This window comes from Nocardia sp. MDA0666 (assembly GCF_003023875.1).
GTDB classification, from domain to species: Bacteria; Actinomycetota; Actinomycetes; order Mycobacteriales; family Mycobacteriaceae; genus Nocardia; species Nocardia aobensis.
In genome coordinates, this window is record NZ_PYHT01000005.1 from 330,930 (window position 1) to 352,495 (window position 21,566).

Below are 21,566 nucleotides of genomic sequence, written 5' to 3' on the forward strand. Positions count from 1 at the left end.
CGCCGTTACCCGGTTTCTCAGCGAACCAAACCGGATCGGAACAGAAATGTCTGCGCGCCTGCACGATTCGCGAACGTCGCCGTCTCGATGCGCAGACCGGTGCGGGTATCTGCATACCACACCGTTGCCGAAGGACCGATGGCGACGAACACCGTGCCGTCGGCGATGACGGTGCCGCCGGCCACGCGCCAGCCGTTGACCACCGCGGTCAGATTCTGCGGTGGATCGGCGCGCACGGTGAAGGTCAGTTGCCGGCCGTCGGTGATGCCGCCGGACAACAACGGGTGATCGGCCGTGATCACACAGTTGTCCACCGCGGGTCCGCTGTCGACATGCCGGCACGAGGAAGCGGCCCGCACCAGATCGGGCAGCGCTTCGACGGGGGTGAGCTGCCCGATCATCGGCGGTGCGTTCACCGCACAGGAACGGATGACCACGACGGCCACCACCAGCAGCGCGGCGATCGCGGCGATCGCGACCTTCCAGCTGACCTCCGGCAGAGCGATTGCGGCAGCGCCCTTTTCAGCCTCCGCGGCCGCTTTGGTCGCGCCCTCACCCGCCTTCGCGACCTCGGCGCCCACCTTCTCCGCCGCACCCGCGGTGCGCGCGATCAGGCGCCCGGCCTCCAATGCGGTGTGCGCGGCATCCGCCAGCAGCGGGTGACCGGCGGCACCGCCGTCGACACGGGCCTCGGGACCGAGCGGCAACGGGGCTCCGCAATGGCCGCAACGAGTTTCGTCTCCGCCATTGCGATGGGAGCAGTACTGGCAGATCGAATGCGGAGGTTTCAATGTCCCGTGATCACAATCGAGGAGATGGCGGTGGTGTTGATCGAGGGCTCGCCCTTGGACTGCTGAATCGTCAAGGTGATCTTCGAGGCGCTGACCGCGGGAGACATCTTGGTGACCACGAGACTGCGCTGATCCAGCGTCTGCTGCGTATATCGCGTCGCGGTCGGATCGTCGAACAGATAAGACACCCGGCTCACCGTGCGGTACTTGTTCCACTGGTCCGCACCGTCGCTGCCGACACTGTCCCAGCCAGGGACGATCCCGATGGAGTCCACCTGGTATTTCTTGCCGAGGTCGATCGTCATGACCTGCCCGTCGATCTTGAACGCCCGCACACAGGACCACGCCTTGCCCGGTTCACCGGAGAAGGCGTCCATCGCGTCCGTACTGCCGGCCGGGCAGTGCGCCTGCGCGGATCGGACCTTGATGGGGGCGCTGTTCGACTCCGAGGGCGCCGATTCCGGGCCCGCGCCCGGCTTCGACGACGGGGGTGCGGCGGCCACCGGAGTGACCACGGCCAACTGATCGGGGTTGCTCTTCTTACCGCCCGTGGTGACCAGCACCAGCACGAGCACGAGGGCCAACGCCGCGGCGACGGCCAAGGCGACCTTCGGTTTGCGCAGCTGGGCCAGCACCACCTGCGGAAATTGCGGTCCGTCGGCCGAGGTGCGGTCGGCCGCCTTCTCCCGGGCTTCGGGCGCGGCGCCGGCCCGCTGTTCGGATTCCTCCGCCGCCGCGCCGAGCCGCGCCGAACGCTCGGAGAAGTCCGAGGTGAATTCGAGTTGGCTGGACCCGGCGGGCGATTCCCCGCTGAGCAGCGCCATGATCCGGTCACTGGCCTTCGGCCCGGAACTCACCTTGCGCACCGACGGTACCGAATCGGAATCCGCTACGGAGTCAACGATATTCGGGCGTTCGGTAGCCGACGGACCGGCCGCCGGGCCATCGTCGGCGGAGAATTCGGGCGATCCGAACGACGGGTCGGAGAGCAGCGTGTCCAGGACCGCGCCGCGATGGCGAAGGAAGAGATCTCCCTGGTCCTCGGCGGGCATATCCCGGATGGTAGCGACAATCACACCCGTGCCTCATCGGCACTATTCCCGCTGGGGAGAACAGTTTTCGCCGATTCAGTCCGGACGTTCGGTGACGAAATACTCCGGGGGCACATCGAAGACCCGGGCCAGCGCGATGATCAGATCCAACCGCGGGATCGCTTCCCCGTGCACCAGCCGGTACAGCCCCGACTGCGACACCGGCACATCCGGGTACGCCAGTTCCAGGTGCTGCGCCAGTGAATACAGCGTCAGCGACCTGGTCGAGCCGTCCTCGGTCGACACCACGGATTCCGCGATCAGCTCCGACAGGCGGCGGGAGAAGATCGCCGCCGCGCTCTGCCGGGGTGTTAGCGAGTCGTCGCCGTCCGGAGGCTGAATATCACCATCGGTCTGGGAGTCCGCCACCACATTGATCAACATTACCGTCCCGATTCGTCAGTCGGCACCAGGACCACCTACCTGCGGGGCCGTGATCGCCGGTCTATCGCCTGCCGCCGCCGGGGGCGCCGGATTGTCGTAATAGCGGGTCTCGCCGCGCGGCTCGATCAGATCCACTCGCACCGTGCGCATCGGAATGCTGACATCCACCGACGTCGCGGTGACCTGGTTGATCGCCAGATCCACGGATCGGCGGCGCGAGGTCCCCGGATCGTTGATGGTCACCGTGGTGTGCGCCGTCGAGGCGCGCGGAGACATCTGGTCGAACACCGCGATGGTGGCCGGGCTGCCGGCGGTCCCGCCCTCCGCGTCGGCGAGTCCGGATTCGGCCGCCAGCCGCAGCGAGGACGGGTCGCCGACCGCGGAAACCAGCTGCGACCAGCGGTGCGGCCGGGCCGAATGCACCTCGACGTCGGCGCCGACCACCATCGCGCGCAGCACGATCTGCTGGGCCACCGGCAGATCCGCGTGCACGTCGATGGTGCGCCGGCGTGGGTTGTAGCGCGCCGGGTCGAACAGCGGCAGGGCGAGCGCGTGCTGGGGCCGGCCACTGATCGATCCCAGGATCTGCCCGTTGGGACCGATGGTGATCGGCAGCTCCGCCAGCAGCTCCGGGGATGCCACGTCGTTGCCGGTGTCGTCGGGCGGCAAGGCGGAGACCGGGGTTCCGGTCGGCAGCGTCGCCAGCAGGGCCGTCGACTGCCGTCCACCGAGCCGCCGCAGATAGTCGACCGGCGCCGAGGTGACCGGCGGGCCCACATAGCGCACGATGCCGCGCGGTCCGAGCGCCCCGCCGGCCAGGCTGACCACGAGAGTGGTCCGGCCGCGATTCCAGTTCCAGCAGTCGTCGAGGCCCGCACCGTGCAACCGGGTCCAGTCGATGGAGAAACTGGTCACACAGCGCCCGGAGGCCGGCGATTCCAGCTGCCCCCAGCGCTCCCGCAACTCCGCCGGTTCGACCCCGGCGTGCAGCAGCCGGGTCGCCTCCCGCAACGCGTCCGCGGGCAGGGCGTGTGCCGAGATGCCCCGCTCGCGCAGCCGGGACGCGATCCGATGTGCCGCGGTGGCAAGGGCTTTCGGGCCGGTGACCTCGGCCGGCCCGCGGCGGGCCAGCGCGGTGAGATTGCGCTGCTGATCCAGGCGCAGCACCAGCCAGGTCATCCGCTCCCCCACCACCGGATGGGTTCCGATCAGCTGGTCGTAGAGCATGCTGTAGCTGGTGGCCGGACGGACCCGCTGGCCGGTGGTCACGATGTCGATGTCGACGGCGATCCCGTACTGGTCCAGCATCGAGACCAGCGTGTCGATCGGTACGACGTCCTCGGTGTAGAGCGTCTCCTCACCGATCACGGTGGGCAGATCGAGGTCGGGCGCCAGCTGGATCATCGCGACCAGCGTCGACTCGTCGGTGTGGATACCGCATACGCCGGCGGCGACCTCCACGTCGTGGATCTCGCGCGGCCGGGCCCGCTCCCGGGCCCGCGCCGCCATACCGGCCCGGTACGCGCACCAGTCCAGGAACCAGCGCACCGCGGTACGCCCGTCGACGCGGACCAGTACCGCGCCCGCCATCGCCACCACCACCAGCGGGCCTACCCACAGCGGTGCGCGACCCCACAAACCGACCAGCACGAAACTGGCGGCGATCGAAGCCGTCACGATCGGCCCGCCCTCCGGACTACCGATTCGGATGTTCGCCACGCTCAACGGCGTCTCCCGATCACCGTGCCGGCGTAGCTCGCTCCCACCCCGGCCACGAGCGCGGCCAGGATGACGATGCCGGCCACGATCGCCGGACGGCGGTCGGCCGCGCGCGCGGGCGGCGGCACAATGAGTTCGGTGGAGCGGAACAGGCCCGCCGGCTGTCGTGGTGCGGTCCGAAGGCTCAGTGCCGCAAGCGGATCGATCATTCCCGCACCGACCGAGTTGTCGATGCCACGAGCGGGTGCGTGCGCACTGGCCTGCAAGCGTGCGGCGATCTCCTGCGGCGTCTCGTTCGGGTAGCGCGAACGCAGCAGCGCCGCCACGCCGCTCACATAGGCCGCCGCGAACGAGGCGCCGCCGACGGCGACCAGTTTGTCGGGCGCGCCGACGCCGTTGATCAGGCCACCGCCGCCCGGGCCGAGCGATTCGATTCCGGTGCCGGGCGCGGCAACCGAAACCCACGGCCCGGCAAGCGAATCCGCCATCGGGGTGCCGGTGGCGGTGGTGAAGCCGACGGTCAGCACATCCGGGCCGAACCATCCGGGTGACGAAATCGTCTGCACCGCACCCCAGTTCCGGGAATCGCGCGGGCGACTCGGATCGATCGGCGGGTTCTGCTGACATCCCGAGCTGCCGGTGTTGCCCGCCCCGGCCACGATGAGCGCGCCGCGCACGTGCACGGCGAATCCGATGGCCGCCGAGAGCATCGACTGGTCGAGTTTCGAATCCGCGGGCACACAGATCGGCAGCGACACCGTGATCACCCCGGCGCCGAGGTTCGCCGCGTGGGTGATGGCGCGGGCCATATTGCGCAACTCGCGGGCCGGCGCCGCGGTGGCCTCGTCCCCCTGCGGCTGTTCCGGACTGAAGGCGCCCGACCGGTAGCGGATCGACACCAGCCTGGCGTCCGGTGCGACACCGCTGAACCCGTCGGCGGAATCCGATGTGGCGCCGATGATTCCGGCGACCAGCGTGCCGTGCGCATCGCAGTCCGACAGCCCGTCGCCCCCGGCGGCCACATAGTCGCCACCACCGGTGAGATTGGGCAGCCGCGGGTTGGGGCCGACGCCGGTATCGACGATCGCGACGGTCACCCCGCCGCCGCGGCTCAGCGCCCGCGCCTGGCGCAGATCCAGCGCCTGTTCGGGCGGCGGCGTCTGCTTCACGTCACTGTTGGGCAGCAGGCCGACGGCCAGGCAGCCCTTGTCCTGTTTGGTCGGCACCTCGGGACCGGGCGGCCCGTCGGGCGGCGCCGCGCCGACCACCACGTCCGGCGGGTCCAACGCGGCGGCCGGACCGGCGCCCAGCAGGAGGAGCACCGCGACCAGCGCCGTGCTCGCGGATCGGATCGGACGCATCAGATCTCTCGCATGGCGGTGTAGATTCCCATGATCCAGAACGCGATCACCGGGACGATCACGATCAGGGCGTACTCGATCAGATCGATGACACGGCGGGTCACCGGCGACAGGCGCGTACCCGGAAGCCGCAGCGCCGCAACGCAGGCCGCCACCGCCGCGGCCACCGCGACGAGCACGACCACCAGCCGGGCGCCCGGGGTGTGGTAGGCACCGACCAGGACGAATCCGAGACCGGTCAGGGTGATGGCGGCGGCCGAGACCAGGGCGAGAGCCTGCACGCGATCCGGGAACCAGCGGGAGCGCAGCACCAGAATCCCGGCGACCGCCACGGCCAGCACGATTTCACGGACCCCGCCCGGACTCGCCGCGGCGGTGACGACCGTCGACACCGACAGCAGTACCGCGACCGCCGCCATCAGTCCCCGCAGGCTGGTCACGGCCAGCCGGGCGCGAGCCTCGATCCCGGAGTGGGCCCGGCGCCGATCGCGTTCGTCCTGTTCCTCGAGTTCGGGATCGGCCTCACGGGCGGCCTCGGCGTCGAAGATGTCGGTCAGGGTCGACGGCGCCACCTCGCTGCCCGGATCGGGCAGATCCGGCGGGCGGATACGCGCGATCACGACCGCCAGCCGGGGCGCGGCCGTCAGCACGATCAGGCCCGCGAAGACGAGACCGGCGGTGACCTGCCGCAGCGCGATATCGAGATAGGTGGCCGGGACCGCGGCCGCGGTGATCACCACGCCCAGCACGGTGACCGACATCAGTGTGGCGATCCCGAAACGGGTCACGCGCATCATGGTCGCGGCCGATACCGCGGCCACCACGGCCCCGGCGGCGATATTGGCGGCGGCGAACGCGCCCGGCTCCCCGTAGGCGGGCGGCACCAGCATCGCCCCACCGGCGGACAGCAGCGGCACGGCCGACAGCGCCAGGCCCAGCGAAATGCCCGGCGCCAGCCGCCGCCCGCGCACGACCAGCGCCGCCACCCAGTACGCCACGCCGAGCAGCAGTGCGGGCAGCCCGCACCACCACACCGAGCCGGTCTCGGTCCACGACCAGGCCAGCATTCCGGCCGCGGCGACCGCACCCACGCCCAGGGCACTGACACCCACGATCGCGATCGTGCCGCGGTCGAATTCGGCGAATTCGCGTTCGTTGATCATCGCCAGGGCGTCGGTGATGTCCTCGACGACCGGGGTGAACATCTCCGCCGACTCCACCGCGGTGAGCATGAGCACGGTGCCGTCGACCACGTCGTGATCGGCGAGACTGCGCCACCGGGGAATCGGGGGCTCGCCCGGCCGGGCCAGACTCCACTGTCCGCTGGGCGGAGTGAAATCCACGTTCTCGTCGTCGATCGCGCGCGACAGGACGCCGAGGAGGTCGTCGATGAAGGTCTCGATGGTGAATTTGGTCGGCACCACCACATCGACCTGGTAGGTGGCGACCATGATCGCGATCCGGGCCCGCGCCACCTCGGCCGTGGGCGCCGCCGCCGCGGGAGCGGTCGCGTAGGCAGCGGTCATCGCCACCCTCCGCGATCGCCGCCGGCCATCGGCGAACCCGGGAAGCCGTCGGCCAGCGCGGCGGCGAGTTCCTCGAACGCCAGGCCAGTGTCCTCGTCGAGCAAGCGGAGGTCGATCTCGCCGCCCTCGGACAGATGCGCGTCGTAGGGCAGTTCGAAGGTGGGCCGCTGGGCGGTGGCGAAGAGCTTCTCGATCTGGTCGACCTCGACGGTCGGCTTCACCGGATGATGGTGGACGATCGCGACGATCGATTTGGCGATCAAATGTTGCATCCCATGCGAATTCAGCCAATTGAGGGTGGCGACCGCGCCCTTCACCCCGCCCACGGTCGCGGGCGTGACGACCAGCACCGCGTCACTGGTGTTCAAAACGCTCCCGGTGGCCGAATCCAGCACTCCGGTACCGCAATCGACGAGCATCAGGTTGTAGTGGCGGCGCAGGATCTCGACGGCGGCGGAGTATTCGCCACCCGACAGCGCCTCGACCGATTCGGTATTCCACGGCGAGGCCACGACGGCCAGATCGGCATCGTTGATCGAAGTGAACGAGTGCACCGCCGAGAACGCCTCGAGATTCGGCGAGCGAACCAGATCCCGCAGCGTAAGACCGTAGGGATGCGGCCGGGTCCGGGTCGGCAGATCGCCGAAGTCGGGATTCGCGTCGATCGCCACCACCCGGTCCGGGCGCAGGCGGGCGAAGGTGGAGCCGAGCGCCGCGGTCACCGTTGTGCGCCCGACGCCGCCCTTCACACTGATCACCGCGATCTGGTAGGTGCTGTTGAGCTGACGGCGGATACGTCCGCGCCGATCCTGTTTCCGTTGTTCGGACGGCGACAGGCCGAGATTGAAACCGACCTTGTTCAGCGCGCCACGCACACCGCTGGTGGACTTCAGCTGGGCGCGATGGGCCGCGGCGATATCGGCCAGCAGTTCCGCGGAAGTCAGTGCGGCGGGCAGGATCTCGACACGCTCGGAACTCTGCACACCGCGCTCGACGCGGTCCGGGACCCGGGCGGCGGCCGGCGATGCCGCGGAGTACGAGGTGGGCGCGGCGGTCTGCGGCGAGGTCGCGGCCTGCTGCCACGTCGTCGGCGCGGCCTGGGATGCGGACTGCCGGCTCGCGGCGGATGTGTCGGCCGGCGGGGCAGCATGGGATGTCGAGGCGTCGGCGGTGGGTGTGGGCGGTTCGGCGCGCATCCCGGCCGACTGCGCCGGGCCGGGCTGTACCGAACCCGGCTGCGCCGCTCCCGATGACGCCGCTCCCGATGGGGTCACTCCTTGGTACGTGGGTCCCGGGTGCACCGAACTCGAAGCCACCGGCCCCTGCTGCGCCGGTCCCGCCGCTGCCGAGCCGGACTGGGCGGATCCTGTTACCGCCGAACCCGGCTGCACGGATTCCGGCGGTACCGAACCCGGCTGGGCGAAACCGGTTGCTGCCGAATTCGTCTGGCTGTATCCCGCCGGTACCGCGCCCGGCTGGGGTGCGCCGGTGGCTCCGGAGCCGACGGTCGCCGATCCGGTCGGCGCCGCACCGGGTCCGACCGGGGCCGCGGCGGGGCGTGCGGGGTCGGCGGTCATCGCACCGCCGGTCGGCTCACTCGACGGTTGCATCGCGGAACCGGCCGTCGCGGGCGCATTTCCGGCCATCGAGGTCGAGGCCTGTGACGTCGAGGCCGCCGAGTCACCGGTGGGCGCCGGCCCCGGCTGATCGGGCACCGCCGCGAAGAAGGCGTCGTAACCGCCCCGAGCCCGGACGGCCTCGGCCGCATGCCCATTCGTACTCGGTGCTCGGTTCATGTCCCTCATCCTCTCCAAAAACGCCCGGCCGGCACTCTCATTCGGCGCGACTGGTTTCGAACCAGCTGCGGCCGGGTAGAAGGTCGACCAGTGCCGCGACGCCGGCGTGCAGCGCCGTGTCGTCCCCGGGCGCGTACGTCGCCCGAATCCGACCGTCCAGCGCCATACTCGGAGTCACGACGATTCGGCCCGACACGGTGTCGAGCACGGTCATACAGACCTCGGGTCGCGGCGTCGTACCGTCGTGGTGCTCGGTGACGACGATCTCCGCGCGCCGCACGATCTCGTTCATCACCCGGGCGAGCAGACTCGCCGTCCGCGATTCGGCGCCGAGTTCGACCAGTGCCCGGCGTCGTTCGGCCGGCTCGGCCGGAACCTCGGCGAAGTCCTCGGCCCACGCCGACAGCGGCGTGAACTGCAGGGCGTCGGCCGGTCCCAACGCGGCCGACAACGCGCCGGTCAGCGCGTCCAGGCGGCGCTCGCCCGCGGGTACCGACTGGATGACGACGTGGTCGTCGGACCGCACCGCGAGCACCTGTGTCTCACCGGAACGAACCAGCGACAGCCGCAGCATATCCTTCGGGCCGCCGTCCAGGCCGGTATCGATGATCCGGGCGACCAATTCCACATCCGGCCGGTACAGGCATCGCAGCCAATGCTCGATGGTCGGGTGCACCCGGCCATCGATCACCATCCCGGCCTCGATCAGCTGATCGGTGACCACGGCGTGCACCCGGTCCCGATCCTCGATCCGGTAGATGTTGGGCATCAATGCCAGGACCGGAGGATAGGAGTCGATGCCGACCAGATGCCGAAGCACCAGGGCGGCATCGACATTCAGATCGATCGCTACCGGATCCTCGATCGCATCATCCACGCATGCTCGCGGCGCTGGCCTTGTCGGCAGTCTGGACCATACCCTGGCTACCGGCGGCGAAGTGGATCTGCGTGTTCAGCTTGACCAGGTTCGCCTGGTGGGCCGCCAGCAACTTGTTCAGATTTCCCGAAACCTCCTGGTATGCCTCCGACGTAGCACCGCCGAGGAGGCTCGCCAGCGTCTGCTGCAGGTTTCGCAGGTGGTTGACATTGTCCTCCATCGCCTGACCGAGTCCTTTGAGCGTTGTGTGGTGCTCATCGACGTGGGCGAAGTTGAAGTACATATTTCCGGCCATGATTCATCGAACCTTTCGTATTTTCGAAGAATGAGATCTGCTGGGCGGCAGGGGTTTACGTGAGCGAGGACAGGGAGATCTTTCCGGACGAGGCCGGCCCGGAACCATCGGTGGCGTTGAGAACGCCGTCGCTGCCGTCGTGGGCCATGACCTTCTGCGCGGCGTCGAGGTCGTCGTAGTCGACCTGGCCACCGCGCTTCTGGATCTGGGTCTGGATCCGATCCAGTTCCCGCCAGAGGTTCGTCCCGCTGGTGTGCAGATCGGCGAGAGTGCTGTCGATCGCCGTACCGGTGTGCTGACTGCGCACCGCGGTGTTCAATCCGTGCCGAGTCGCATCCAACGTCCGGAGCTGATTCTCCAGCTCACCGGCCGCCAGAGCGGTCTTGGTGGCGGCGGTGTTCCAGTCGTCCGATGTACCCTGCATCACATTGGGATTGGTCATTTCTCATTCCTTTCGAGGTTCGATTCACAGTCGGCTCCGCACCTGGCGGAGACGTTGAGGGGGGCCCGTCGGCTCCCGGCGTACTAGTCGCGGCTCCGGTATTCACCGGGGATATCCATCGAGACCGGAACCGGCTCGTCCTCGACGCGTTCGAGCACACCGAAGGCGAGCACCAGTTCGGGTACGGCGTCGATCGTGTGATCGTCGTCGGCGTATTCGATGACCCCGACCACGGGAGCCTGCTCGAGCACCGGCACCTCGTCGTGCTCACCGGGTACGAAGACCTTCGAGGGCTTCTTCTCGTCGTCGCGACGCCGGCGCATCCGCGCTTTGGGTGCCACGGCGCCCCGCGGGACGTTGCGCGGCGGCACCGGCCCGGTGGGCGGTTCGGTGGGTAGTGCGCCGAATGCCCTCGCGCCCATCGGGTTCCAGTTGGCCGGCATCCGGAATCCGGCGCCGGAGGCGGGCACGGCGCCCAGCCCACTGCGGGCCATCGAGAACGTGACCGCGCTGCCCACACCGCCGTTGAGCCCCATGAGGGTGGTCGAATACGGTGACGTTCCGTAGAAGCCGTGCTGTTCCTGGGTCAGATAGTTACCGTCGCCGCCGGAGTTACCCAGCGAATCCGTCATCGACGACATGGCGTCGTTGACGTCGGAGACCGCGTTCTCGGCCTCGGTCCCGCCCGGTGGGGTCTGGGTGGGGTCGACGCCGGTGTCGGCCGGGTCGGTGGAGCCGCCACCGGGTGACGTCGGGTCGTGGCCACTACCCATGTCTCCCGACCCGTCGCCGGGTCCGCTGCCCGGGCCGTCGCCGGGGCCGCTCGGCCCGCCGCCGGGACCCGTCGGCCCGGTGTGGCCGGTGGGACCGCCACCTGGGGTGTCCGGCGGGTCGAAATACGTTGTGCCGGAGGGACCGCCGAATTCACCACCGTCGCCGGCGATCGTGGGCGCCACCGTCGGCGGCGGCAGCGCGCCGATCAGGCCGCTCGAGATCCCCTGGTAGGTGTACATGGTTTCGGCAGCCCGCTCCCACATGAAGGCATAGGCCAGCTCGTTCGCCGCGATCAGCGGCTCCGTGGCGCCCATCGTCGCCCCACTGGCCGCCGCCAGTGCGACGCTCATGGCCCGATTGGCGAGAATCATCGGCAGCGGCGGCATCGCCAGGCGCGCACCGTGATTGGCGGCCGCGGCGGCGCCCACGATCATCGAGGTCTGCTTGGCGACGACGGCCTGTTGCCGATACCACTCGGTGTGCCGGCTGAACGCGGTGTGCGCCTTGGTACCGGCCTCGCCTTCCCAGGCGACCTGCATGACACCGTTGGAGCCCTCGAAGCCGGTCGCCGCCGCCATCAAGGCTTCCGAGACCGCCTCGTACGCGATCGAGGTCGCCTCCATGGGCTCGGGCCCCGGCCCGGCGAACAGCCGGGCGGAGTTCACTTCCGGTGGGAGCGCGGCGAAGTCGAACCCCTCGATAAAACTGACGGCGGCACCGGCCATGCCGGCCAGCGAGGCCGCGGCCTCTGCACTTGCCTTCACATCACCGGCGACCTGGCCGAGTCCGGCGGCCGCGCCGGTCACTGCGTCCATCGCGAACTCCCGAAGGGTGTGTCAGATGTAGACGATGCCGGGGTCGGCGGCCTTGACCCGGGCCCCGCCCGCCGAATCGCCGAACTCGTATCTGTGGATCGACTCGGGCAGTTTTCCGTTGCCCTCGTGGAACTTCGAGATTCCGTTGTCGGTGATGTTGTAGTAGCCGGACTTGTAGCTCTTGAAGGCCGCCGACAGGCCGACGCTGACCGGGTCCGCACCGGCCGGAATCGGTTCACTGGCCACCGAGGCCAGGCGCATGAGTTCGGCCAAGGTCGAGGCGGTCGCGGTGTTGGTGGTGTACACAGCCGCGATGACTTCCGGACTGAACTGGAGATACATGGAGGTCTCCTAACGAGTGCCGCCGACTCTGGTGTGAGCGGTTACAGAAAGAACGCTATGGCATTCCCGCCCTTGGGAATGTTGTGCGGGATAGGCCACATCTTCCGGTCTATTCCGGCCGTGGCACCCACGCGGCCTGGACCAGATCCCGGCGCGACTGCAACGGCTCGACGAAGATGCCCCGGCCCACCGGTTGTTTGGTCGCCTTCACATCGCCGATCAGCATGCCGTCGAGTTTCGAACCGTCCATGATGAATCCGGAGCTGTTCAGATTCTTGATCTGACCGAGGACGTTGTCGTACAAGGCCATATCGGCCTGTGCGATATTGCGGGCGACGATGAGATGGAATCCGGTGTCGCGGCCGTCCACGATGAGGTCCTTCAACGGATCCAGCGGATTGAGCCCGCCGCGCGCCGAGACCATGTGATAGTCGTCGACCACCACGAAAACCTCGGGGCCGTTCCACCACGAACGTTCCCGCAACTGCTGGGGAGTGACGTTGTCCGGTGGGCGCCGGGCGCGCATCGTCTGAGCGAAGCCGGGCAGGCTGTCGATGAGATCGCGCTCGCTGGTCAGATAACCGATCAGCTGCTCGTCCGGAATCGCCTCCATATGCTGACGCCGGTAATCGACGAGCACCACCACCGCCTGCGCAGGTGTGAACTGGGTTCGAATCGATTCCAGCAGCGCGGCCAGTACCGTCGACTTGCCGCACCCCGGCGAGCCGATGACAGCGAAATGGGTGGATGTCCCGAAATCGACCGTGGCCGGGCTCAGATCGGATTCCCGGACGCCGAAAGGAAGCTGCAGTCGTTGCGCGAGTGTCTGCGGCGCCTGCCGCCCCGTGACGATCTCGGCCATGGTGATCTGGGCCGGCAGCAGCTTGACCGCGGGCGCCCGGCGCCCCTCGAACCGCCGCTCCAATTCCGCGATCGCCGCGCTCATTCCCTGCGCGGCGGTCTCGGGATCGCCGGAACCGTCGATACGGGGCAGCGCGGTCAGCATGTGCAGGCCGTCGGCCGAAATGCCGCGGCCGGGACGGTCGGGCGGAATGGACGCGACCACCGCGCGATGATTGTTGAAAACGGTGTCGGTGAGATCGCCGAGCCGCAATTCCAGCCGCGTCTGCAACAGATCCTTGACATTCGGCCGGATGGCCGCCCATCGCGAACTGCTGACCACCAGATGGATTCCGAAGTTGAGGCCTTGCAGCGCAATGGTTTCCATCACCGGCAGATATTCGTCGAAATACGGCCCGTTGACCGAGAATCCGATGTCCCACCCGTCGATGACGAAGAAGACGTCGCCGTGCGCGTCACCGCGCGCGGTCAACTCCGCCGATTCCGCCGGAGACTGACGCCGGCGGCGGAATTCGCGCATGCTGTCGATCCCCAGCTCGCTGAACAACGTCTGCCGGTGCGCGATCAGGTTGGTGATCAGCGCGAAGGTTCGCCGGATCCGGTCCCCTTCCCGCGCCGCGGCCACCGATCCCACATGCGGCACCCCGCGCAGACCGGACAGACCGCCGGAGAAGTCCAGGCAGTAGAACTGCACCTGTTCGGGGCTGTGGGTCAGTGCGGTCGCGATCACCAGGGTTTGCAGCGCGGTCGATTTGCCCGACTGCGGTCCACCGACCACGGCGAGGTGACCACCCGCGGCCGACAGGTCCACGGTCCACACATCCTGACGCTGCTGACGCGGCTTGTCCACGATCGCCAGCGGAATATGCAGTGCCCCGGGCTGAACGGCGGTGACCAGGCGTTCCAGGGTCGGCGGCACACCCAGCGGCGGCAACCACATCTTGTGTGCGGGACGCCCGTGCCCGGCCAGCTGCGCGAGCACGGTCTCCATCAACGTCACCGCGTCGTTCTCGTCCTCGGATTCGGGCAGGACGAGCCGCGGCTCGACGACCGGTTCCGGGCGGGCGGCGACGACATGGGCGGTGGTGAACCGTTGCGGCGGTTTGTATCCGCCGCCGGGGCGCCGGGCCCGCTGCGCATCGGCCGGGGAGGCCGCCTGCGCGGGCGGGATATAGGGCGAGCCCACATACGCGGCCTGGAAACGCTGCAGATCGCCCGCGCCGACCCGCAGATATCCCGAACCCGGCTTCTTGGGCAGGTGGTAGGCGTCGGCGGTGCCGATGGCGTCGCGGGAATCGCTGGTCTGGTTGGTGCGCAACGCGATTCGATAGGACAGGTGGGCCTCGAGCTCACCCATCCGGTTGGCGGGCACCTTCTGCGAGGCGAGCAGCAGATGGATGCGCAGCGAGCGGCCGAGCCGGCCGATGGCGACGAACAGTTTCGCGAAGTTCGGATGCTGTTCGAGCAGTTCGGCGAACTCGTCGAGGATGATCAGCAGGGTGGGCAGCGGCGCCAGTTGCGCGCCCTGTTCGCGGGCGCGCTCGTAATCGGCGACGTTGGCGAAGTTGCCGGCATCGCGCAGAACTCGCTGCCGGCGCGCCATCTCACCGTTGATCACGTCCTCCATACGGGTGACGAGATCGGCTTCCTCCTCCATGTTGGTGACGACCGCCGTCACGTGGTGCAGGCGGTCGAAGCCCAGGAAGGTCGCACCACCCTTGAAGTCGACCAGCAGCAGGTTCAGCACATCCGGTGAGTGGGTCGCGACGGCCGAAAGCACCAGGGTCCGAAGGAATTCCGATTTACCGGAGCCGGTGGCGCCGATGCACATGCCGTGCGGGCCCATGCCCTCCTCGGCCGACTCCTTGATATCGAGGTAGACCACCTGTCCGGCGGGGTCGTGGCCGAAGGGGATGTTGAGCCGGGCGCGGTCGATGTCGCGGCGGCGCGGCCACTGCCGCTCCGCGCGGATCGCACCGGGATCGCCGACCCCGACCATCTCCTCCCACGACGTCCCGGTCCCGGCCTGTTCGGCGACCACCGCCTCAACCACGGTGGACAGCCGGAACGGTGACAGGCCGCGGGCCAGGGCCGTCATCGCCGGAACCGAGATCGTGTCGGCGACACCCACCCGGCGCAGCCCGCGCGCGGTCACCTCGTGCAGTTCGCGATCCTGGGAGACGGTGAATTTCAGTGCGCGCGGCAGACTCTGCTCGGTGCTGCCCAAGCGCACCCAGGTGCAGCCGTCCACGCCCGAGACGTCGCGTTCGCTGGCCGGCCCGCTGATGTCGACGAGCAGGATGTAGTGCGTGCGATCCAGGGTGGGCTGGCTGTTGGCCGAGAAGGGGCCGCGGTTGAGTCCGGCGAGCACCTTCGACCGCAGTTCGGCGACCGTGCGATAGACCATCCGGCTGGAGCCGATGGCATCGGTCTCACTCGGATGCTGGGTATGCGGAAGCCATTTGAGCCACGCCCACTGCGGGGCATCGGGATCGGCCAGCACGGCGGCGACGGCCACCTGGTCCGGTCCGTGCAGCACCGCGATCTCCGCGATCATCGCGCGCACGAGCCCGGCCACCGCGTCCTGATCGCCGTCGAATCCCACCTGCGGTGCCGAGAGCAGATTGATCGCGACCGGCATACCGCCCACCGTCGAGTACGCCTTGGCGAACCGCGTGACCTCGACCACCCCGACGGGATCGAGATCGGAGGTCGGGGCGGCCTCGGGCACGATCACGCGGACCTGATTCGCGATGCGCCCCCGGCCGATCCGCACCCGCAGGAACTGCGGGCTGGCCACCTGCACCTCCCACATCCGCTTACCGCCGACCAGGCGGGCGATCTCCGCCGGGCCGGGGTGGGTGTGGCGCAAGTAGGTGTAGAGCTCGGCCTCGGCGGTGTGCACCGTCTTGCGGTTCTCCCCGATCGACCGCAGATAATCCTTGCGTTCCTCGTTGAGCGAGGCGGCGCCGCCGGAACCGTTGCCGCCCATGCCGCCACCGATCATGCCGAACATCGACACCAGCATCATGACGGGGAAGAACATCATCATCGGATTGACGGCTCCGCCACCGCTGCGGAACATCATCACCATCATCCCGCCCATACCGGCGACCATGACGACCGGCATGATCATCCGAATCCGGGACGGCGGAACGGGTTTGGGCAATTCGGTGGGCGGCTGCAACCGCAGCTCCGTGACCGCCGGCGCCTTCGGCCCGCGTTCGGCGCGGGCCGGGCGGACGAAGCGGCGTGTGCTGGTCATGGACCCCCACCTTCCGACTGCTGTGGCAGACCGACCGCGGACTTGTCGGACGGAATTCCGTCGTGCTGGACGCGGGCGTCGCGCTGGGACAGAACCGGGCCGACCGCGAACAGCGACACCACACTCCACGGCGCGGGCAGCGGCGACCGCAGACCGAGCGCGGCCAGGGTCTGATCGCCGATGGCGCCCGGAGCCACATCGATGCCGTAGCGCACGCCGCTGTCGGAGATCCAGTAGAGCGATTCCCGCAGCGGCGAGGCCGGATCGGCTCCGGTGACCTGGACGAACCGGCCGGTGCCGCCGGGCAGATACGCGGTGTCGGCGGTGGCACCGTGCGAAGCCGGCGCGGTGACCAGGCCGACGATCCGGCTCTGCTGTTCGGCCGTCAGCGGGAGCCGTCGCCCGTACAACACCTGGGTGCTCGCATTCGGATCACGGCCGCCGCGGGACCAGTGGTAGCAGGTCACGCCGTAGCGGTTCGCGTCGACGACCTGGACGGCGCGCGCCGGATAATCCTCTGTGCCGGGCCAGGTTCCGGGTCGCAGATTCGCGGCGACCACGTCGGGACCGACCGCCATGGTGGTGGCCGTGCCGTGCGAATCGGCGTTGCGGACGACGGCCGCCAGCACCGCGCTGATCTGCACCAGGCCCGACTGCGAGGCCAGATAATACGAGGAGGGGCGGTCGGGGCTCGACACGCTCAGCACCGATCCGACGGGAACCGACAGGCCCGACGAGAGCGTGGTGACCCCGCCCGCGCCGGGCACGTCGGGCACTCGCAGCGGAGGCATCTCGGGTATCGCCTCGATCAACCCGCGCGAGGCCTGCGGAATCGGCATGGTGGCGTCGATACCGAGGGCCAGCGTGACCGCGGAGTCGCGCAGATCGATCGCCGCGCGCACCACACCCTTGTCGCGATCGTCGTAGACCAGCCAGGTGATCGAACCGTTGCGCAGCAGTCGCGCCTGATCACCGGACAGTGCGTGGGTGGTCTCCTCGTCCACGGTCAGCGGGCCGCCGATGGCGGTGGTGACCACCGCGGAACCGGCGGTCGTGGGCAGGCCGGTGGTCCGGTCGATCGGTGCGTCCGCGCCGGTGCGGGTGGTGTCGCACACCGTCCACGAGGAATCGCTGTCGGTGCTGCCGACGATGCTGTCGGGAGCGCCCGGAATTCCCACCCACGGGCCGCGCGGATACTTGTCCAGCTCCTGCTGGGAGACCGGCACGGGGTTGGCCGCCTTACCGCTGATCAGCCGCGCCGAGGTCAGATTCAGCGCCGGATGCAGCCGCCCGCCGACCTTCACGTAGAGCGCGCCGCTGTTCTTGTCGGCGACGATGTCGGCATTGCCGACCTGCTTGGCGGGCTTGAAGAACGCCATCACCGCGGCGCCGGCGACGACGACACAGGCAAGCGCGATTCCGATCGAGAGCGCGGTGGATCGGCCGCGCTGCGGATCGTCGATCATGGAGACCTCGCGCCGCACCAGCGCGTGCTCGATCCGGCGCAGCAGGAACCGCCACCCCGATATCTGGTGCTTGGTCACCACCCGGAATCGCGCCATGGCGTCAGCTGGTCGCGGCCGGCGCCAAACCCGACAGCGCGGCGGCGATGTCGAAGGCGTCGATCGTCATCAATTCCTCGTTGGTGAGTGCGGCGATATCGACGTTCTCGCGGGTGAAGCGGTAGTCGCGTTCGGCCTCGGCGGCCTCGACGACATTGCGGATGAACCGGCCGTTGCCGGCCAGGTCGATCAGCCGGCGTCCGTTCTTGGTCTGCGAGGCGAGCTGATCGCAGCGTTCCCGCAGCACCTCGCGCGCCTGTTCGGACAGCAGCGAATCCTTCTTGCGCGCAATATGATCGGCGATCTGGACCAGCTCGTCGCCACCGTAGCTGGAGAAGCGGATGCGTTTGGTGAAGCGCGAGGCGAGACCGTCGTTGGAGGCCAGGAACCGGTCGATCTGATCCTCGTATCCGGCGATCACCACCACCAGCTTGTCGCGATCGTTCTCCATCCGCGCCAGCAGGGTGTCGACGGCTTCCTTACCGAAGGCGTCACCGCCGGACAGTCCCTCCTGGATCAGGGTGTAGGCCTCGTCGATGAACAGCACACCGCCGAGCGCGGAATCGATCAGGGCGTTGGTCTTGGGGGCGGTATGGCCGAGGTGGGTGCCGACCATGTCGTTGCGCGACACCTCGATTACTTCCGGATTCTCGACCACGCCCAGGCCCGCGAAGATCTTCGCGATGACGCGGGCGATCGTGGTCTTACCGGTACCGGGCGGGCCGGAGAAGATCAGGTGCTGCGATTTGGATTCCACCGCCAGCCCGCGCTTGGCCCGGACCTGATCCATCAGCACGCCGGACTTGAGCCGGTCGACCTGCTCCTTGACCGAATCCATGCCGATCTGGGCCTGCAGCAGGTCCGAGGCCTCCGACAGCAGTGCCTCGCGTTCCTGTTTCGCCGACGCCGCCGCCGCTTCGGCGGGATCGTCGCCGGTGGTGGGATCCCAGAGGTCGGTGCGTGAGGCGAGCAGATCCGGTGTGGTCACCTCCAGCCGGTAGGTCTTGTCGCGAACCGCGCGCTGCCACTCGTCGCGTTCGGACCACAGCCCGGATCCCTGCAGCCCCTTGAGGATTCGATCGGCGTTCTCGTGATCGCCGTTGTGCCGGTACAGCATTCCCAGCAGGAAGTGCGCATCGGCCCAGATGTAGGAGAGGTTGCCCGAGGAGCTGTCCTCCACGATGCGTTGCGCGCGCGGCATCGCCTCGCCGAGACGGCCCAGATGCGCCAGCGCCTGCGCCGCCATCAACTCGGCCGCGATGTCGAGCAGGCCGTCCTCGATGACCGGTTTGGCGGTGCGGGCGGCCAGCACGTCGGACCAGCGCTTGGTCCGGAAGAAGAGCGACATCCGCACGAAGTCGGCGACATCGTCGCTGGGTACCTGATCGAGTATGGCGGCCGCTTCCTGCCATTCCCCGCCGTCGGCATAGGAACACGCCTGCGCGATCGCGATCTGATCGCGGTCGGCCATCGCCACTCGCAGGCCGTACATGCCGATTTCGACCTGACACCACAGCGACCGGTCGACCAGACCGGCGCGCTGTTGATCCCGATAGAGGTTGTGGACCGATCGATAGGCGCCGTAGATCACCTCGGAGGTGATGTCGCCGGCCATGGCGCGCCCCATCCAGGCGTCGCACATATCCGGATCCAGATCGGTCGCGGCGCGAAAGGCCGCCATCGCTTGTTGTTCGTTGCGCACGCCCCCGGCGACCAATCCCAGAGATTGAACACCCGTATAGAACGCGTCCTCGGCCGCTGACACCTGGACATCCCTTTCGACGCTCTCGCCTGCCCGAACCATAGACAGTCCCCGACCCGGGCGAAGATCGCCATTTCCCAGTCATGGGAATACGCGGGATCGCGCACTCGGCCGCCCGGCCCACCGGGGCGCGACCTGCGCGAACAGAGAACGGCCACTAACCAGCATGGCGGGCCGCTATTGAATGTACCGTTATTTGACGGTAGGGTTATTCGTGTGGATCGGCAGTCCTCATCCTGACGATCCGCCCTTCGGAACGAGTGCTCGCACACCGCGATCCGGCCACGGGCACTCGTTCCGAATCAGCACACGACAGAGACCATCACATCACCCGCACCACGACGGCCTCACTGGGCATGCGCGACCATTTGACCGTCGAGCCCGAATAGGGCGCCTCGATGACCATGCCGTTGCCCGCGGCCAGCTGCACGTGTTCGGGTCCGCGCGCACTGAACGATCCGGCCGGGAACACCAGATCCCCCGGCCGCACATCCTGCGGCGGAATACGCACGCCACTGTAGATCTGCTCGTACGTGGTGCGCGGCAGGACGACCTTGCCGTCGGTCGCCTCGGCGATCGCGTACTGGGTGAGTCCGGAACAGTCGAATCCGCCGCCGCTCGGACCCCCGGCCCCACCGCCGCCCCACACATAGGGAAGACCCAGATACGCGCTCGCCGCGCTCACCGCCTTACCGCCCGCCGTACCGTCCGACGGGACCGGCCGGTGCATCGCCGGCAATGCCCGGGCCGTCCGCGCCACCGACGTGGTCCGTGGACGCGGCCGGCGCCGGCGGCGCCGGCCCGGATTCGAGGTGAGCCGCCCCCGAACGGTTTTCGGCGTCGCGGGCGGCACGATCTGCGCCGCGTGCCGCTGCGCCTCGGCGAGGTCGGTGTCGACCTGGCGGGCCGCATTCGTCACCGCGGTGTGCGCGGCGTCGAGCAGAGCCGGGCCGCTGAAGCGGGTGTCGCCCACGGTCGCGATCGCACGCAGCCGGGTCTGCAGATCGGCGATCTGACCGTTGACCACGCTGCGACCTTTGACCGTTCCGTCGCCGGCGGCGGTTACCGCCTTGTGCACCACCGCATCTCGCTCGGCATGCGCCCCGGCTACCGAGGCGTGCATCCCGGCGGTCTCGTGATAGCCCGCCATCAACGCCCCGGTACGCAGGTCGATGGCGGAATTCGACGGGGCCGCCGAGGACGGCGCCGCCTGCACGGCGGGACTGCCGGTACCGTAGAGCTTCAGCAGGGAATTCAGCACGCTGTCGAGTCCGACGGTCAGTTGTGGCGACATTCGACCGCCTCGCCATCGCTGCGCATCGAACGCCTCCCGATTCGGCCCGGCTGCCGCAGGACCAGCGAAACTCGCGGAACTTCGCGTACCCGAAGTCGTCCACGACTATGCGGCACCGTCGCCGCGATGCGGAAACCGCATCACTTCCCATTTGCGGGAAGGGCCGACAATGAGGACGAACTCGAGGGAGGCGGTGCAGCGGCATGCCGGAGAACACGGCTGGAACCGAAACTATCGGCCTGCCGAAGCTGTCGCAGGACGGCGTCACACCCACGGCCGGACTGCCCGTGGCGGGTAGTGACGGCGTCACCGGCTCCGGCCCGCTGGGGGCGAATGCCTTTGCCGGGCCGCAGTTTCCGGCCGGCGGACCGCAGACCGACACGCGCGTGATCAACGCCCCGCAGACCCCTGGCGCGGGACCGCCGGCCACGCCCGGATCCGCCGGCCCACGGCCCGGCGGCCCCCACGAGCCGGGTGGCCCCACCAAACCGGGGCCGGGCAAACCGGACCCGACCAAGCCCGACCCCACCAAGCCCGACCCCACCAAGCCTGATCCCACGAAGCCCGGCCCCACCAAACCGGACCCGACCAAACCGCCGCCCACCACTC

17 protein-coding genes and 1 pseudogene are annotated in these 21,566 nt (G+C 68.8%); 2 read left to right on the forward strand and 16 right to left on the reverse strand.

Annotation, left to right across the window (positions count from 1 at the left end):
* Positions 1-17: 17 nt before the first annotated feature.
* From C8258_RS11495 to C8258_RS11525, 7 genes are all read right to left on the reverse strand, one after another.
* Entirely contained in the window at positions 18-707 is a 690-nt protein-coding gene (locus C8258_RS11495; protein WP_106955136.1) for a hypothetical protein, read from the reverse strand.
* A gap of 80 nt (positions 708-787) precedes the next feature.
* Positions 788-1,843: a hypothetical protein gene (locus C8258_RS11500; RefSeq protein ID WP_106955137.1), complete on the reverse strand. Its 1,056-nt coding sequence runs from the start codon at positions 1,841-1,843 to the stop codon at positions 788-790.
* A 75-nt stretch (positions 1,844-1,918) separates the two neighbouring features.
* Positions 1,919-2,254, reverse strand: a complete 336-nt coding sequence (locus C8258_RS11505; protein WP_223273873.1) for a helix-turn-helix transcriptional regulator — start codon at positions 2,252-2,254, stop codon at positions 1,919-1,921.
* Between the two features lie 27 nt (positions 2,255-2,281).
* Positions 2,282-3,943 (reverse strand): type VII secretion protein EccE, encoded by a 1,662-nt coding sequence (gene eccE, locus C8258_RS11510; protein WP_233225017.1) that lies wholly within the window; start codon positions 3,941-3,943, stop codon positions 2,282-2,284.
* A gap of 44 nt (positions 3,944-3,987) precedes the next feature.
* Positions 3,988-5,346: a type VII secretion-associated serine protease mycosin gene (gene mycP / locus C8258_RS11515; protein WP_036499273.1), complete on the reverse strand. Its 1,359-nt coding sequence runs from the start codon at positions 5,344-5,346 to the stop codon at positions 3,988-3,990.
* Positions 5,346-6,872 carry a type VII secretion integral membrane protein EccD gene (gene eccD, locus C8258_RS11520; RefSeq protein ID WP_106955207.1) on the reverse strand — a complete coding sequence of 509 codons (1,527 nt, stop codon included), beginning with the start codon at positions 6,870-6,872 and terminating at the stop codon, positions 5,346-5,348. Before eccD ends, mycP begins: the two co-directional genes overlap by 1 nt.
* Positions 6,869-7,855 carry a MinD/ParA family protein gene (locus C8258_RS11525; RefSeq protein WP_084513361.1) on the reverse strand — a complete coding sequence of 329 codons (987 nt, stop codon included), beginning with the start codon at positions 7,853-7,855 and terminating at the stop codon, positions 6,869-6,871. The genes eccD and C8258_RS11525 overlap by 4 nt, the downstream gene beginning before the upstream one ends.
* 58 nt (positions 7,856-7,913) lie before the next feature.
* On the opposite strand from C8258_RS11525, the gene C8258_RS11530 reads away from it, so the two are divergent.
* Positions 7,914-8,579: a hypothetical protein gene (locus tag C8258_RS11530; RefSeq protein ID WP_233225018.1), complete on the forward strand. Its 666-nt coding sequence runs from the start codon at positions 7,914-7,916 to the stop codon at positions 8,577-8,579.
* Between the two features lie 126 nt (positions 8,580-8,705).
* Here the strand turns inward: C8258_RS11530 and C8258_RS11535 are convergent, their stop codons facing one another.
* The 9 genes from C8258_RS11535 to C8258_RS11575 form a co-directional block, all read right to left on the reverse strand.
* Positions 8,706-9,545 (reverse strand): ESX secretion-associated protein EspG, encoded by an 840-nt coding sequence (locus C8258_RS11535; protein ID WP_233225019.1) that lies wholly within the window; start codon positions 9,543-9,545, stop codon positions 8,706-8,708.
* Positions 9,538-9,840, reverse strand: coding sequence for a hypothetical protein (locus C8258_RS11540; protein ID WP_143860641.1), 303 nt, complete (start codon positions 9,838-9,840; stop codon positions 9,538-9,540). Before C8258_RS11540 ends, C8258_RS11535 begins: the two co-directional genes overlap by 8 nt.
* Positions 9,841-9,895: 55 nt before the next feature.
* The gene (locus C8258_RS11545; RefSeq protein WP_106955140.1) at positions 9,896-10,282 is read right to left on the reverse strand and encodes a hypothetical protein; all 387 of its coding nucleotides are present in this window, start codon (positions 10,280-10,282) and stop codon (positions 9,896-9,898) included.
* Positions 10,283-10,365: 83 nt separating this feature from the next.
* Positions 10,366-11,871: a PPE family protein gene (locus C8258_RS11550; RefSeq protein ID WP_106955141.1), complete on the reverse strand. Its 1,506-nt coding sequence runs from the start codon at positions 11,869-11,871 to the stop codon at positions 10,366-10,368.
* Between the two features lie 21 nt (positions 11,872-11,892).
* Positions 11,893-12,213: a PE domain-containing protein gene (locus C8258_RS11555; protein ID WP_106955142.1), complete on the reverse strand. Its 321-nt coding sequence runs from the start codon at positions 12,211-12,213 to the stop codon at positions 11,893-11,895.
* A 109-nt stretch (positions 12,214-12,322) separates the two neighbouring features.
* Complete coding sequence (eccCa, locus tag C8258_RS11560; protein ID WP_106955143.1) at positions 12,323-16,339, reverse strand: type VII secretion protein EccCa; 4,017 nt, start codon at positions 16,337-16,339, stop codon at positions 12,323-12,325.
* Positions 16,336-17,901, reverse strand: a complete 1,566-nt coding sequence (gene eccB / locus C8258_RS11565) for a type VII secretion protein EccB (RefSeq protein ID WP_106955144.1) — start codon at positions 17,899-17,901, stop codon at positions 16,336-16,338. Before eccB ends, eccCa begins: the two co-directional genes overlap by 4 nt.
* A gap of 4 nt (positions 17,902-17,905) precedes the next feature.
* A complete protein-coding gene (eccA, locus tag C8258_RS11570; protein ID WP_106955145.1) occupies positions 17,906-19,666 on the reverse strand; it encodes a type VII secretion AAA-ATPase EccA in 1,761 nt (586 codons plus the stop codon).
* 319 nt (positions 19,667-19,985) lie between these two features.
* A complete protein-coding gene (locus C8258_RS11575) occupies positions 19,986-20,957 on the reverse strand; it encodes a C40 family peptidase (RefSeq protein WP_106955146.1) in 972 nt (323 codons plus the stop codon).
* Between the two features lie 203 nt (positions 20,958-21,160).
* Here C8258_RS11575 and C8258_RS11580 point away from each other — a divergent pair.
* A pseudogene (locus tag C8258_RS11580) lies at positions 21,161-21,566 on the forward strand (hypothetical protein); the annotation flags it as partial.

Coding starts and splice junctions, on each gene's coding strand:
- C8258_RS11575 (WP_106955146.1), bottom strand. CDS start 20,957: ATGTCGCCACAACTGACCGTCGGACTCGACAGCGTGCTGAATTCCCTG.
- C8258_RS11545 (WP_106955140.1), bottom strand. CDS start 10,282: ATGACCAATCCCAATGTGATGCAGGGTACATCGGACGACTGGAACACC.
- eccD (WP_106955207.1), bottom strand. CDS start 6,872: ATGACCGCTGCCTACGCGACCGCTCCCGCGGCGGCGGCGCCCACGGCC.
- eccCa (WP_106955143.1), bottom strand. CDS start 16,339: ATGACCAGCACACGCCGCTTCGTCCGCCCGGCCCGCGCCGAACGCGGG.
- eccB (WP_106955144.1), bottom strand. CDS start 17,901: ATGGCGCGATTCCGGGTGGTGACCAAGCACCAGATATCGGGGTGGCGG.
- C8258_RS11540 (WP_143860641.1), bottom strand. CDS start 9,840: ATGGCCGGAAATATGTACTTCAACTTCGCCCACGTCGATGAGCACCAC.
- C8258_RS11555 (WP_106955142.1), bottom strand. CDS start 12,213: ATGTATCTCCAGTTCAGTCCGGAAGTCATCGCGGCTGTGTACACCACC.
- mycP (WP_036499273.1), bottom strand. CDS start 5,346: ATGCGTCCGATCCGATCCGCGAGCACGGCGCTGGTCGCGGTGCTCCTC.
- C8258_RS11550 (WP_106955141.1), bottom strand. CDS start 11,871: ATGGACGCAGTGACCGGCGCGGCCGCCGGACTCGGCCAGGTCGCCGGT.
- C8258_RS11500 (WP_106955137.1), bottom strand. CDS start 1,843: ATGCCCGCCGAGGACCAGGGAGATCTCTTCCTTCGCCATCGCGGCGCG.